General features: G+C 69.3%; 15 protein-coding genes and 2 pseudogenes. 6 read left to right on the top strand and 11 right to left on the bottom strand.

Translation table 11 applies throughout. The annotated features are described in order from the left end of the window. Positions 1-4 precede the first annotated feature (4 nt). Positions 5-661, bottom strand: coding sequence for an enoyl-CoA hydratase/isomerase family protein (locus ACM6LR_RS30750; protein ID WP_414941458.1), 657 nt, complete (start codon positions 659-661; stop codon positions 5-7). A gap of 1 nt (position 662) precedes the next feature. Then, positions 663-1,271: a TetR family transcriptional regulator gene (locus tag ACM6LR_RS30745; RefSeq protein WP_414945050.1), complete on the bottom strand. Its 609-nt coding sequence runs from the start codon at positions 1,269-1,271 to the stop codon at positions 663-665. Positions 1,272-1,406: 135 nt separating this feature from the next. Here ACM6LR_RS30745 and ACM6LR_RS30740 point away from each other — a divergent pair, with 135 nt between their 5' ends. Beyond that, the gene (locus ACM6LR_RS30740; RefSeq protein ID WP_414941456.1) at positions 1,407-1,754 is read left to right on the top strand and encodes a DoxX family protein; all 348 of its coding nucleotides are present in this window, start codon (positions 1,407-1,409) and stop codon (positions 1,752-1,754) included. Between the two features lie 2 nt (positions 1,755-1,756). Here the strand turns inward: ACM6LR_RS30740 and ACM6LR_RS30735 are convergent, their stop codons facing one another. Genes ACM6LR_RS30735 through ACM6LR_RS30725 form a run of 3 tightly spaced genes read right to left on the bottom strand, consistent with a single transcriptional unit; the run spans position 1,757 to position 3,231 of the window. Continuing rightward, entirely contained in the window at positions 1,757-2,098 is a 342-nt protein-coding gene (locus ACM6LR_RS30735) for a VOC family protein (RefSeq protein WP_414941455.1), read from the bottom strand. A 37-nt stretch (positions 2,099-2,135) separates the two neighbouring features. Then, entirely contained in the window at positions 2,136-2,792 is a 657-nt protein-coding gene (gene lexA, locus ACM6LR_RS30730) for a transcriptional repressor LexA (protein ID WP_414941454.1), read from the bottom strand. Further along, positions 2,770-3,231: a nuclear transport factor 2 family protein gene (locus tag ACM6LR_RS30725; protein WP_414941453.1), complete on the bottom strand. Its 462-nt coding sequence runs from the start codon at positions 3,229-3,231 to the stop codon at positions 2,770-2,772. Before ACM6LR_RS30725 ends, lexA begins: the two co-directional genes overlap by 23 nt. A 129-nt stretch (positions 3,232-3,360) precedes the next feature. Here ACM6LR_RS30725 and ACM6LR_RS30720 point away from each other — a divergent pair, with 129 nt between their 5' ends. Then, positions 3,361-3,795, top strand: a complete 435-nt coding sequence (locus tag ACM6LR_RS30720) for a hypothetical protein (RefSeq protein ID WP_414941452.1) — start codon at positions 3,361-3,363, stop codon at positions 3,793-3,795. 27 nt (positions 3,796-3,822) lie between these two features. Here ACM6LR_RS30720 and ACM6LR_RS30715 read toward each other — a convergent pair. Further along, positions 3,823-4,067: pseudogene (locus tag ACM6LR_RS30715) on the bottom strand (transcriptional regulator); the annotation flags it as partial. A 4-nt stretch (positions 4,068-4,071) separates the two neighbouring features. Between ACM6LR_RS30715 and ACM6LR_RS30710 the strand changes: the two are divergent. Then, a pseudogene (locus tag ACM6LR_RS30710) lies at positions 4,072-4,750 on the top strand (FAD-dependent monooxygenase); the annotation flags it as partial. On the opposite strand, the gene ACM6LR_RS30705 reads toward ACM6LR_RS30710, so the two are convergent. Beyond that, a complete protein-coding gene (locus ACM6LR_RS30705; protein ID WP_414941451.1) occupies positions 4,733-5,125 on the bottom strand; it encodes a MerR family transcriptional regulator in 393 nt (130 codons plus the stop codon). The pseudogene ACM6LR_RS30710 and the gene ACM6LR_RS30705 sit on opposite strands and share 18 nt — an antisense overlap. 59 nt (positions 5,126-5,184) lie before the next feature. Here ACM6LR_RS30705 and ACM6LR_RS30700 point away from each other — a divergent pair, with 59 nt between their 5' ends. Beyond that, on the top strand, positions 5,185-6,558 hold the full coding sequence (locus ACM6LR_RS30700; RefSeq protein WP_414941450.1) for an MFS transporter: 1,374 nt from the start codon (positions 5,185-5,187) through the stop codon (positions 6,556-6,558). 139 nt (positions 6,559-6,697) lie between these two features. On the opposite strand, the gene ACM6LR_RS30695 is transcribed toward ACM6LR_RS30700, so the two are convergent. Next, on the bottom strand, positions 6,698-7,822 hold the full coding sequence (locus tag ACM6LR_RS30695; RefSeq protein WP_414945049.1) for an NlpC/P60 family protein: 1,125 nt from the start codon (positions 7,820-7,822) through the stop codon (positions 6,698-6,700). After that, positions 7,822-8,781: a nucleoside hydrolase gene (locus ACM6LR_RS30690; protein WP_414941448.1), complete on the bottom strand. Its 960-nt coding sequence runs from the start codon at positions 8,779-8,781 to the stop codon at positions 7,822-7,824. The genes ACM6LR_RS30695 and ACM6LR_RS30690 overlap by 1 nt, the downstream gene beginning before the upstream one ends. A gap of 53 nt (positions 8,782-8,834) precedes the next feature. Between ACM6LR_RS30690 and ACM6LR_RS30685 the strand changes: the two genes are divergently transcribed. Next, positions 8,835-9,593, top strand: coding sequence for an acyltransferase (locus ACM6LR_RS30685; protein WP_414945048.1), 759 nt, complete (start codon positions 8,835-8,837; stop codon positions 9,591-9,593). Between the two features lie 165 nt (positions 9,594-9,758). Here the strand turns inward: ACM6LR_RS30685 and ACM6LR_RS30680 are convergent, their stop codons facing one another. Then, positions 9,759-10,325 (bottom strand): NADAR family protein, encoded by a 567-nt coding sequence (locus tag ACM6LR_RS30680; protein ID WP_414941446.1) that lies wholly within the window; start codon positions 10,323-10,325, stop codon positions 9,759-9,761. Positions 10,326-10,419: 94 nt separating this feature from the next. Here ACM6LR_RS30680 and ilvA point away from each other — a divergent pair, with 94 nt between their 5' ends. After that, a complete protein-coding gene (gene ilvA, locus ACM6LR_RS30675) occupies positions 10,420-11,676 on the top strand; it encodes a threonine ammonia-lyase IlvA (protein WP_414941445.1) in 1,257 nt (418 codons plus the stop codon). 66 nt (positions 11,677-11,742) lie between these two features. Here the strand turns inward: ilvA and ACM6LR_RS30670 are convergent, their stop codons facing one another. Continuing rightward, on the bottom strand, positions 11,743-12,567 hold the full coding sequence (locus ACM6LR_RS30670; protein ID WP_414941444.1) for an NAD(P)H-binding protein: 825 nt from the start codon (positions 12,565-12,567) through the stop codon (positions 11,743-11,745). Between the last annotated feature and the right edge of the window lie 22 nt (positions 12,568-12,589).

The raw sequence follows: 12,589 nt of genomic DNA, 5'->3' as shown, positions 1-12,589 counted from the left end.
GCCCTTAACCGGCGCGAAGTGAAGTGACGGCGGGGGTGAACATCGTCGTCTTGATCGCGGACAGCGTGCCCCGGTCCTTCCCGGCCAGCGGGCGGACGAGGTCGGCGGCGTACTCGATCAGCGCGGATTTCTCGGCGACGGCGTCCACGAGCCCCAGGTCCCGCGCGTCCGTGCCGCCGAACCGGCGTCCCGTGGTCATCGACGCGATGGCGGCCACGGGGGTGACCTTGCCCTGGATCAGTGCCGCCATCCCCGGCGTGAACGGGATGTTGATGTCGGCCTCCGGGAAGCAGAAGTACCCGCGGTCGGCGCGCATCACCCGGAAGTCGTGCGCCATCGCGAGCATCGCCCCGGCGCCGAAGGCGTGCCCGTTGACCGCGGCGACCGTGTGCACGCCGAGGGTGAGCACACGGGCCAGTAGTTCGTGGACGTCGCCGACGTACCGCGCGGCGTCGGCGGGGTTGCTGGTGAGCCAGTCGAGGTCGAGGCCGTTCGAGTAGAACTTCCCGGAGCCGACGGTGACCAGCACCGCGGGATCCGGATGCGCGACGACGGTGTCCAGCAGGGAATGGACGGTTTGCAGCCAGGACGGCGAGAAGCGGTTCTCGTCGTCGCCGAGGTCCAGCAGGAACACCGGGGCGTCGTAGCGCAGAGTCGGCATGTCAGTCCTTTCGTGGGGGTGGGAGCAGGAGAACGGCGCGGACCGCGGCGGTGAGCCTCCCACGTGAGTCTTCGGAGATCGGCTCGCCCTCGGTGAACGCGCGGCGGAACAGGGCGGTCGGCAAATCGACCACGCAGGTCGTGAGTACTTCGACGGCTTGGGCGTCCCGTCTGCCCCAAAGGCGGTCGGCGAGCCTGACCAGAAGCTTGACCAGGCGTTTGTCGAGCGCCAGGAGGTCGCCGGCGAGGTCTTCGGGGATCTGCGGGCCGAGCAGGTGCTCTTTCTTGACGGTGATGAGCAGCCGGGCCGCCTCCGGCCTCCGGTCGGCGAACGCGGCCGGTGCGCCCGCCGCCGCCACGACCGCCGCGGCGGTGTCCCCCGCCTGGTCGGCCAGCTCGGTCTGGAGGTCGAGGAAGTCGCTCGCCGCACGGAGCCAGACGCGGGCCAGCAACGCGCCGAGCGAGCCGAAGGCGTGATAAATCGTGCCGTTGGAGACCCCCGCGGTGGCCGCGAGGGACCGAACGGTGACGCCGCGCGGGCCCAAGTCGACGACGAGGCGTTCGGCCGCGTCGAGCAGCCGATCCAGGTCGTGCACGCGGGGGCGGGCCATGCGGCGAGAATAACAGAGCGCTTGCTCTAAAACTTGCCGTCATGGGCTGTGACGTGGTTCACGCGCCGTGCTGTCACATCGGTTCGGCGGCCGGGGTCAACCCGACGAACCACCGAAACCCGAGGAGAAACCGAAATGTCCACTGCTTACGTCGTCGCCACCAGCGTCGGAGCGTTCATGGCCGCCTTCTCGGCCGCCTCGATCTTCTTCCGCGCCAAGTGGGTCGTGCAGCCGCTGGCCGACTACAGCGTTCCCCATGCCTGGTGGAACTGGCTCGGCGTCGCCAAAGCGGCGGGCGCGCTCGGCCTGATCGCGGGCCTGTGGTTGCCCGCGATCGGCGTCGCGGCCGGAATCGGCCTGGTGCTCTACTTCACCGGCGCCGTCATCACCGTGCTCCGCGCGCACTGGCCGTCGCACGTCGCGTTCCCGCTGATGTACCTGGCGCCCGTCGCCGCCTCCCTGGTGCTCGGACTCGCCGCCTGAGGTCAGGCGTCCGGGGACCACACCGCGAGTTCGGCGCCGCCGGGCTCACGGAAGTGGAACCGGCGCCCGCCGGGGAACGAGAACGGCTCGACCGTGACGACTCCGCCCGCGGCCTCGACGGAACCCCTCGCCCGTGCGAGGTCGGCGGTGCGGATCGTCACCAGTGGCGCGGTGGTCTGCTGCGCGGTGTCCTGCTGGAAGCCCAACGAGACCACCCCGCCACTCTGGACGTCGGTGTACGTCGGACCGTACGCCGTCGCTGTCCAACCGAAGGCCTTCTCGAAGAAGCCGCTCGAGCCCGCGGCCGAACTGGACGGGAACTCGACGAAGTCGATTTCGTACATAGGCCGGAAGGTACCCCGGCCCACCGACAGAAACTCCTCAGACGCTGCGCAGGACCGAAACCACGACGCCCAGCACGGCCGCGCGATCCCCGTCGATGACGTCGTAGGCGGGGTTGCGCGGTTCGAGGTACACGTGTCCGTCGCGGCGGCGATACACCTTGACCGTGGCCTCTTCGTCGATCATCGCGGCGACGATCTGGCCGGAGTGCGCCTCCTGCTGCTGCTTCACCACGACGATGTCGCCGTCACAGATCGCCGCGTCGATCATCGAGTCACCGCGCACGCGCAGCCCGAAGACGTTGCCCCGCCCGGTAAGTTCACGCGGAAGAGTCATCACGTCGTCGACGTGCTCGACGGCCGAGATCGGCGTTCCCGCCGCGATGTCACCGACGACGGGAACCGGCACGGAGTCCTCTGTGGATTCTCGCGACGTGGTGCCGCGCAGGAACCCGCGGACGTCGATCGGGCGGGAAATCGAGCTGCTGCGGCGGAGGAAACCCTTCTCCTCCAAGGCGGCCAGATGCTTCGACACCGAGGACGTCGACCGCAGCCCGACCGCTTCGCCGATTTCACGCGTGCTCGGCGAGTACCCGTGCTCCACCACCCATTCGCGGATGGTCAGCAGGATCTTCTGCTGCCGTTCCGGCAGGGAAGCGGCTTCCTCGAACACGTCAAGATCGTGGTAGGCGGTCATCCGCCGAATGGTAGTTCGTGCAGGCCGCCGCGATCGCCGCGGTGTCCCAATAGAACGGCCGCACCTCGGTGATCCGCCCGTCCTCGACGGTGATCGTCTGCAGGATCGGGAAGTCCAGTTCGCGGCCGGTGGCCCTGGCCCGGACGTGCACGTGGGTCAGGACGACCAGCGGGCTCGTCTCGCCCAGGAAGCTCTGCTCCACCATGTCGAAGACGTCCCAGGTGCCGCTCATGGCGAGGAAGAATTGTTCCATGCCCGCGTGACCACGCCAGATTCCGCCGTATGGCAGGCCATCCGCCTGGTGCAGCACCACATCGGGGGAGAAGAACGGTGCGAGCGGTGCGAAGGAGGACTTGCCGGGGCCGCCCGCGGCGAAGTAGCCGGCTTCCGCCGCGTACATGCCTTTGAGTACGGACAGGGCGTCCGTTGTCGATGTCACGACGACCACTCTGGTGTGTGATGCCGGCGGGCGCTGGCGGTTATCCGTCGTGAAGATCGGCCGGATGGCCGCCCGGGCCGGACCGAAAGTCCGATCCCGCCGACGCTTCCGCGAGGTTGACTCGCTCGTATGAACACGAAGATCACGGCAGCGGCGCTGGCCGCGGCGACGGCCACGTTCGCCCTGACCGGATGCGGTCTCAAAGAGGGACTGACCGAGAAAGCGAACGGTCACGTCAAGACGGTCGGCTATCCGACCGGCGCGGAAGGCAAGCGGCACGAGGACGCGCGACTGCCGGAGTGGGTGCCGGACAAGGCCGCGTCGGTCACGGAGGTCATCCGGACCACGGGGTCGGAGCGGATCCTGCGGTTCACCGGCGGAGCCCTGCCCGCCGAGTGTGTGCCGGGCCCGGCCGCGACGCGGTCGGCCACGCTCGTCGCCCAGTGGTGGCCGAAGGGGCAGGAAAGCCGGACCGACAAGGTCTGCGGGGAATGGCACGTGCTTGTCCAAGGCGGCGACGTGTTCGCGTTCAAGCCGGAGACGCTGGTGAGTACGAGGTCCTGAGCCGTCCGGCCGGTGACTGGACGGCGATCACGCGTCTACGCGATCACCATGCGCGACAAGGCCTGAACCGGCCTGCCGGAGTAGCGCGAGGGCCTGCGCGTTGGTGGAGCCGGCGGGTGTCGTGCACACGATCAGCAGCTGGTCCGGTGAGCGGGCGATCGACAGGGTCTGCTGGGCACCGTCACCGTGCCGACGACGGGATGGTGCAGTGCGTCGGCCGCGGCGTCGCAGGGCTGCACGCGGTGATCGCCCCAGAGCGCGACGAACTCCGGGCCCGAACGGGAGCTGCGCGCCATCGCCGGAACCGATTTCGGCGCGCATTCCCCGCGCTGGTCGTCCCGCTTCGGGGACGCCACCCGGCTGGCCGAACAGTATCGCGTCGGGCGGGTGCAACCTCGGTGTGCAGGACGCCTTCAACCTCGGCTGGAAACTCGCGGCCCAGATCCGTGGCTGGGCGCCGGAAACACTGCTGGACACCTATCAGGCCGAGCGTCATCCCGTCGCCGCGGACGTGCTGGACAACACCCGCGCCCAGAGGGAACTGTCGTCGGCCGAACCGGGCCCGCAGGCCGTGCGCAGGCTGCTCACCGAATTGATGGACTTCAACGAGGTGAACCGCTATCTGATCGAGAAGATCACCCCGATCGACATCCGCTACGACTTCGGTGAAGGCCCTGACCTGCTCGGCCGCCGCCTGCGCGACATCGACGTGAACCAGGGCAGGCTCTACGACCTGCTGCGTCGCGGCCGCGGTCTGCTGCTGGACCGCACCGAGCGCCTGACCGCAGGCGGTTGGTCGGACCGGGTCGACCACCTCGCGGATTCCGCCGCGGGGCTGGATGTTCCGTGAGTCCTGCTCCGTCCCGACGGCCACGTCGCCTGGATCGGTGACGATCAGCGGGACCTGGACGACCACCTCACCCGCTGGTTCGGCAAGTCAGCCGACTTCGCGTAGTCGCGCCGCGGCGTGCTCGACCGAGGGCGGCGCGGTGGCGATCACCTGGTCGAGGGTGCCGCGGGCGGTGGTCAACTCGGTGATCGCGGCGGTGAGCCGGGCGCGTTCCCGGTGCAGGTCCAGCAGTAGTTCAGGGCAGTCGGCGATGAGCTGCCCGCCCGCGGAGCCCATACAGGGCAGGAGATCGGCGATCGTGGTGGTGGACAGGCCCGCGGCGAGCAGGTTGCGGATGTGCTCGACGGTGGTGACGTCGTCTTCGGCGTACACGCGGTAGCCGCTCGGGAGACGCTGCGGCCGTAGCAGTCCTTGCTCCTCGTAGTAGCGCAGCAGACGCTGGCTGACCCCGGTCCTGCGTTCCAGTTCACTGATGCGCATGGCTTCTCCGAAAACTCACGCTTGACTCTCACATGTATGTGAGACCTTAGCGTCACGGCATGTCCGATCGACAACTCCACATCTCCGCGGGGCCACGTGAATGGCTCGGCCTCGCCGTGCTCGTGCTGCCGACCGCGCTGCTGTCCATGGACGCCACGGTCCTCTACCTGGCGCTTCCCAGCCTCGCCGCCGAGCTAAACCCGAGCCCGGGCCAGGTGTTGTGGATTTCCGACGCCTACGGCTTCCTGGTAGCCGGTTTCCTCGTCACCATGGGCACGCTGGGCGACCGCATCGGCAGGCGCCGCCTGCTGTTGATCGGGGCCGCGGCTTTCCTGGTCGTGTCGGTGCTGGCGGCTTACGCGCCGTCGGCCGAACTGCTCATCATCGCCCGCGGGCTGCTCGGTATCGCCGGTGCCACGCTCATGCCGTCCACACTCGCACTGATCGGCGGCATGTTCCGCGATCCGCGCCAGCGCGGCGCCGCGATCGGGCTCTGGTCCGCGGGCCTGTCCGCCGGGGTGGCGCTCGGCCCGGTGGCCGGCGGGCTGCTGCTGGAATGGTTCTGGTGGGGTTCGGTGTTCCTGCTCGCCGTCCCGGTGATGATCCTGCTCCTGATCGCCGGGCCGATCGTGCTGCCGGAACAGCGCGACCCCGACCCCGGAAAGCTGGACCTCGCGAGCGTGGCCTTGTCCCTGGCGACCGTGCTGCCAATCGTCTACGGCATCAAGCACCTCGCCGAGGGCGGATCGGTACTGCCAGGTGGGACCGCACTGCTGCTCGGCGGGAGTGCCGGGATCGTGTTCCTGCGACGGCAGCGGCGGCTGAGCCTGCCGCTGATCGACCTCCGGCTGTTCGCCTCGCGGCCGTTTCGGAACGCGCTGCTGATCCTGCTCGCCGCGCTCGCCTGCGTCGCCGGGGTCTACCTGTTCGCCGCGCTCTACCTCCAGCAGGTGACCGGGCTGTCTCCCCTGGAGGCCGGGTTGTGGCTGGTGCCCTCCGCGGTGGCGATGGTCCTCACCTCGGTGGCGGCATCCGCACTGGCTCGCCGGATCCCGGTCCACCGCCTGCTCGCGGGGTCACTGGCGGTGTCGGCGGCCGGCTTTTTCGTGCTGGCGTGGACTCCGGCCGAACAGGGGGTCGCGCCGCTGGTCGCCGGACTCGTGCTGATTTATCTCGGCCTGGGGCCGGTGATGGCACTGAGCACGGACACCGTGGTCAGCGCGGCGCCACCCGGCAGGGCCGGTGCGGCGTCGGCGTTGTCGGAGACCAGCGTGGAGTTCGGGCTGGCACTGGGGGTGGCGGTGCTCGGCAGCATCGGCACCTTCGTCCAGCGCGGGCACGGCTTCACTCCCGGACTGGTCGTGGTCGCGGCGATCGGCGTGGCGGTGCTCATCGGCCTCGCGGCACTCGCCGGACGGCGTCCAGCGGCCTGACTGTACGGATGGGCGCGGCCGCACAGCCTGCGGCCGCGCCCACGGGTGTGTCCAATTCCAAACCAGACTGTCCGCGGCACCTGAGCGAATGCTCGTGTACAAGCGGAAGTGCTCGATCGGCGCGGAGGCTACGCTCAGGTCAGGCCGTCGGGCGGCCTGCCCCGGCGTAGTCGTCGCCCTGCTTCCGGTAGGTGTGCACCTGCACTGCCTGCCCGGTCTGCGGGGCGTCGATCATCTGCTGGTTCCCGATGTAGAGCCCGACGTGGTGGATCTTCGTGTTCGGCTCGCCGTAGAAGATCAGGTCGCCCAGTTGGGGATCGGTCACCCTGTTCACGCTGTGGTACTGCGTGTGGGCGGTGCGCATGAGCTTGACGCCCGCGCTGGCGTACGCGGCCGTCGTCAGGCCGGAGCAGTCGAAACCGGGGTCGCCGCCGCCGGTTCCGTTGCCACCCCAGACGTAGGGCAGGCCGATCTTGTCGATGGCGAAGTTGACCGCGCTCAGCGCCGCCACGTTCGGCGGCTGGGGGCTCTGGCCGACCGTGCCGTAGACGTTCACGGTCGCGAGCGTGCGGTGCATGATCATCGGCGCCGGTTGCAGGGTGCTCACCGCGTTCCACCACGTCTGGCCCTGGCCGAGGTCGCGGCCTCCCGCGCACAACGCGCGAGCGGCGGCGAGGGTGGCGTCGTCGATGTTCTGCGGATCCGGCTTGGCGCCGCTCGCCGAGGCCTGGAACTGGTTCCACGCAGACGGTGAAAGCTGCAGCGGGCCGCTCGCGTTCGGGACGGAGACGACCTTGTTGTAGAAGTCACGGACCTCGACCGTCCCGAGCGGGACGGTCATCACCCCGGCGTCATTGAGGCTGGAACCCTTCGCACGGCCGTGATCCGAGGCGATCTTCCCGAGCGCCGCCAGCGTCACCCACGACAGGCGGCAGCCCGGCGCTTCCTTGCCCATCGCCACGGTGGTCTTCGCGTAGCCGGTCATCGCGCGCAGCGGGATGTCGAGCCAGCCGCTGGTCTTCGACACCCAGGCGTCGAACTCCTGTCCCTGCTGCGGCGGGACCTTCGGCTGCTCCTTGGGGACTTCCGCGGGCGCGGACGACGTCGGCGGCGCGGGCGGCACCGACGACTGGACGGCGGCGGCTTCCGTCTTCGGCTCGTCCTCCGGGGCGAAGGTGATGGCGGCGACCAGTGCGGCGCCTGCGACGACGACGGCCGCGATGATCACCGGCAGTCTGCGACGGCGGGAGGTCTTCTCTTCCATCAGAGCCCTCCGACGATGCGGCCGAGCACGAAGTCGCGGAAGGCGTCGACGTCGGTGGTCAGTGCGACGTCGATGGTACGGCCCGGAACGGCTTGCGGATCGGTGCTTCGCAGTTTTCGCCGGTCTACGAGTGTCGCGCCGCGCGCGGGGCCGAAGCCGCACTCGACGTCCACCGGGTACGACTCGGTGTGGAGGATGCCCGGCCGGATCGCCTCGGCCACCGCGACCGCGTCGTGCATGACCATTCCGGGGAACCCGAGGATCGGGGTGTAGTGCTCGACGTAGGTGGGCGTGAACGCTTCGAGCGCCGCGCCGAGCGGGCCGGACGCGGCCAGCTTGCCGAGCCAGCCGGTGTCGACCGAGCACTGGTGCGTGATGTCCAGCGGGACAAGGACCGTCGGGATGTCCTCGTCGACCAGCACCCGGCGCGCGGCCTCGGGATCGCTCCAGATGTTGAACTCGGCGGCCGTGGTGGAGTTCCCCTTGGTCACGCCACCGCCCATGATGACGATGCGGCCGATCTTCTCGCGGATCCCCGGATGGGCCGCGAGCAGCAGCGCGATGTTCGTGAGCGGACCGATCGGGGCGATGGTCACCGGTTCGTCGGCGGCCTCCAGCAGATCCACCAGCAGGCGGACGGCACCGCGTTCGTCGAGCGGGCGCGTCGCCTCCGGCAGCGTGCCTGCGTGGCCGGACAGGCCGTCCTGACCGTGGACGAAACCGGCGGGCTTGGCGTTGTCGTAGACCAGAGGACGCGCCGCACCGGCGGCCACGGGCACGTCGTCACGGCCGAAAAGCCGCAGCAGGCGCCGCGCGTTGGCGGTGGTGTGGCTCAGCGGGACGTTGCCGAACACCGTCGTCACGCCCAGCAGGTCGACGTCTTCGGATCGCGCGGCCAAGGCCAGCGCGAAGGCGTCGTCGACCCCCGGGTCCGTGTCGATGATCAGCTTGGTGCCCATGCGCGTGCTCCCCTTTGCGGTCGGCGGCCTGATCACAGGTTACGGTCACCGGTATGACGTCCATGTGGGGTGCGCCCGCACTGTCGAGGCTCCGCGCTTGGGGCCAGGCCCGCCGCGACCCTAAGCAGGCGAAGTTCCTGACGGCGGATTCGCTGCGCTGGGTGCTGCGGAACCGCGCGTACACGCCTTGGTACCTGGTCCGGTACTGGCGGCTGCTGAAGTTCCGGATCGCGCATCCGCACATCATCCTGCGCGGCATGGTGTTCCTCGGCAAGGACGTCGAGATCCACTGCCGTCCCGGCTACGGGCGGCTGGAGATCGGCCGCTGGGTGCACATCGGTGACGGCAACGCGATCCGCTGCCACGAAGGTTCGCTGCGCATCGGCGACAAGGCCGTGTTCGGGCGCCAGAACGTCCTCAACGGCTACCTCGACATCGAACTCGGCGCGGCCACACTGGTCGCGGACTGGGTGTACATCTGCGACTTCGACCACGTCACCACCGACATCACCGTCCCGATCAAGGATCAGGGCATCGTGAAGTCGCCGGTGCGGATCGGGCCGGACACCTGGATCGGCACCAAGGTCTCCGTGCTCAAGGGCACGCGGGTCGGCCGCGGCTGTGTCCTCGGCGCGCACGCCGTGGTGCGGGGCGACATCCCGGACTACTCGATCGCGGTCGGGTCCCCTGCCCGCGTGGTGCGGAACCGGCAGGACGACTACGCCGCCGACGCCGCGCGTCGCGAGGCTGTCGCGGACATGGCACGTAAGGCGAACAAGGCGCTTCAGAAGACCCTGGGCGTCGACAACTAGCCGCGTGTCGTCCGTCCAATCACGCGAGTTCTCCGCCCAATCACCTGAGTTTTCCGCCCAATCACGCGTGTTGTCCGTTTCGTACCAACGCACCGGCTGTGATCAGACGGACAGCATTCGTGCTTAGACGAGCAACTCGCGTGATCAGACGGAGAACACGGACGGCTAGCCGCGGAGCTGTTCCCGGACCTCCATGAGCGCGAAGCCCAGGAGGTTCTGCCCGCGCCAGTAGTCGGGGCGGGTGGCGTTCTTGTCGTCGCGGGCCACGCCGCTGCCCCAGACCAGGTCCATCCGCGACGCCTCGACGATCACCTTGTCGCCGGTGCTCAGCAGGAACTCGAGCAGTTCGGCGTGCTGGCGGAACTTCTCCAGGTTCCCGTCGACCACGATGTCGAAGCGGTGCCGCTCCCACAGGTCGGCGTCGAAGCCGGAGACTTCGCGGCCGAGGATCTTGGCGGTTTTGGGGTCCGGCGCCTGTCGGATGGCCTCCGCGGCCTCGAGATCGCCGAACAGTTCCGCCTTGCTCGCCATCATGTAGTGCTCGGCCGTCGGGTACCGTTCGCCGCCCGCGACGAACGGCGCGTGCCACCACTGGCTCAGGCAGGCCGCGTTGACCCGGCCGCTTTTGAGCGGGGTGTGGCCGTAGAAGAGCTGGTACTCGGGCACCGCGCCACTGTGGACCAGCTCGCGCAACGCATCGAGACTCCGGACTCCGTCGACCTTGCTCACCATGGCGACCAGTGGACCACAGGCCACCGACATCCTGCGCACTGGCCACTGGACCACTCTCCGCCGTGGCCAGTGGCGGTCAGTACATTCAGCATTCGTGCAAGGGATCGAAACGGTGAGCGCCCGAACGGTCGAAGAGGCCGCGAAACGACTGGCCGGGGTGGTGACCCGCACGCCGCTCGAACCGAACGAGCGGCTCTCGGCACGGGTCGACGCCCGGGTCTGGCTCAAACGCGAAGACCTCCAGACCGTGCGTTCGTACAAGATCCGCGGTGCCTACAACTTCATCGTCCAGCTCGACGCGGAGCACCGGGAGCGCGGCGTCGTCTGTGCGAGCGCGGGCAATCACGCGCAGGGTGTCGCGTACGCGTGCCGGCGTCTCGGCGCGGACGGCCGGGTCTATGTGCCCGGTACGACTCCGCGGCAGAAGCGCGAGCGGATCGCGACGCTGGGCGGCTCGCACATCGAGGTCATCGTCGTCGGTGAGACCTACGAAGACGCCTTCACCGCCGCGAAGCAGGACGCGGAGAGCACCGGCGCGACACTGGTCCCCGCGTTCGACGCGCCGGAGACGGTCGCCGGGCAGGGCACGGTCGCGATGGAGGTCGTCGCGCAACTCGGGTTCATCCCCGACGTCATGGTGGTGCCGGTCGGCGGCGGTGGCCTGCTCGCGGGGATCGCCGCGTGGGCCGCGGAACGCGCGCCGGAGATGCGGATCGTCGGGGTCGAACCGGCGGGCGCGGCTTGCATGGCCGCCGCACTGGCGGCCGGCGAGCCGGTGCGACTCGCGGCCGTCGACACGTTCGTCGACGGCGCGGCGGTCGCGCTGGCAGGAGCGGTGACGTATCCGCTGGTCCGCGACGGCGGCGTCGAACTCACCGACGTCGCCGAGGGCGCGATCTGCACGGAAATGCTCGCGATGTACCAGGCCGACGGCGTGATCGCCGAACCCGCGGGCGCGCTCGCGACCGCGGCAGTGGGCACGACGGTGAAGATCGATCCCGGGCAGATCGTGGTGTGTGTCGTCTCCGGCGGCAACAACGACGTCAGCCGCTATGGCGAAGTGCTCGAACGGTCCCTGATCCACGAAGGACTGAAGCACTACTTCTTGGTGGGGTTCCCGCAGGAGCCCGGTGCGCTGCGGCGGTTCCTCGACGAGGTCCTCGGGCCGGACGACGACATCACGCGGTTCGAGTACGTGAAGCGCAACAGCCGGGAGACCGGCCCGGCGCTGATCGGCATCGAACTCGCGCGGGCCGGTGACCTCGAAGGGCTGCTGCGCCGGCTGGACGCGAGCCCGCTGCAGGTGGAGCGCGTCGAACCCGGCAGCCCCCTCTTCCACTTCCTGGTGTGACGCGATTCGTCCTCTAGTTGCGGTCCTTGCGCGTGCAACTACCGCAACTAGAGGACGAATTGCGGGCTACTGGAAGGCGGCGAGGTGGGTGCGCGCCCAGGCGGCGAACGGGCGGGGTGCCCGGCCGGTGAGTTCCTGGACGACCCCCGTGACCCGGGAGTCGTCGAACTCGCCCTCGACGAAGAACCGGAAGAACGCGTCGACGTACTTCGCGGGCATCTCCGCGCTCATCGTCACGCGGGCTTCCTCGTTCGGTAAAGGCTCCAGCCGCAGATCCCGTCCCAGCAACTCGCCGAGGACGCGCAACCGGTCCGACGGCCGGAGCGCTTCCGGACCGGTGAGCGCGTATGCCCGCCCCTCGTGTCCCGGCGTGGTCAGAGATTCCGCCGCGACGGCCGCGATGTCGTACGGATCGATCGTCGCCACCGGCACGTCCGCGAAGGGTTCCCGGACGACATCGCCCTCGCGAAGTCTGGGGATCCAGCGCAGCGTGTTCGACATGAACCCGCTTGCCCGCAGGAACGTCCAGGCCAGCTCCGACGCGCGTACCGACGCCTCGGCCGCCATATGCGTTCCCGCGACGGCGTTGTCGGAGTGCCCGCCGACGACCGACCTCGACGACAGCAGCGTGACCTGCTCGACGCCCGCGTCCCGCATCACCGCGAGCGCACCCGGCATGTCTTCGTAACCGCCGAGCAGGAAGACCGCCCGGACACCTTCCAGCGCGGTTTTCAGGCTGGTCGGTTCGTTGAGATCGCCCAGCACCCCTTCGACGCCGTCGGGCAGCGGCCGCGGCGTGCGGACCAGCGCCCGGACGGGATGCCCGTCGCGGGTGAGGATTCCGGTCAGTTCCGAGCCGACGTTCCCGCCTGCCCCGGTCACCAAGATCATTCAGTTCTCCCCAGTGTGGTGG

It is taken from the genome of Amycolatopsis sp. cmx-11-32 (genome assembly GCF_047608695.1).
GTDB lineage: Bacteria > Actinomycetota > Actinomycetes > Mycobacteriales > Pseudonocardiaceae > Amycolatopsis.
This window is presented reverse-complemented; position numbering and strand designations above follow the sequence as displayed.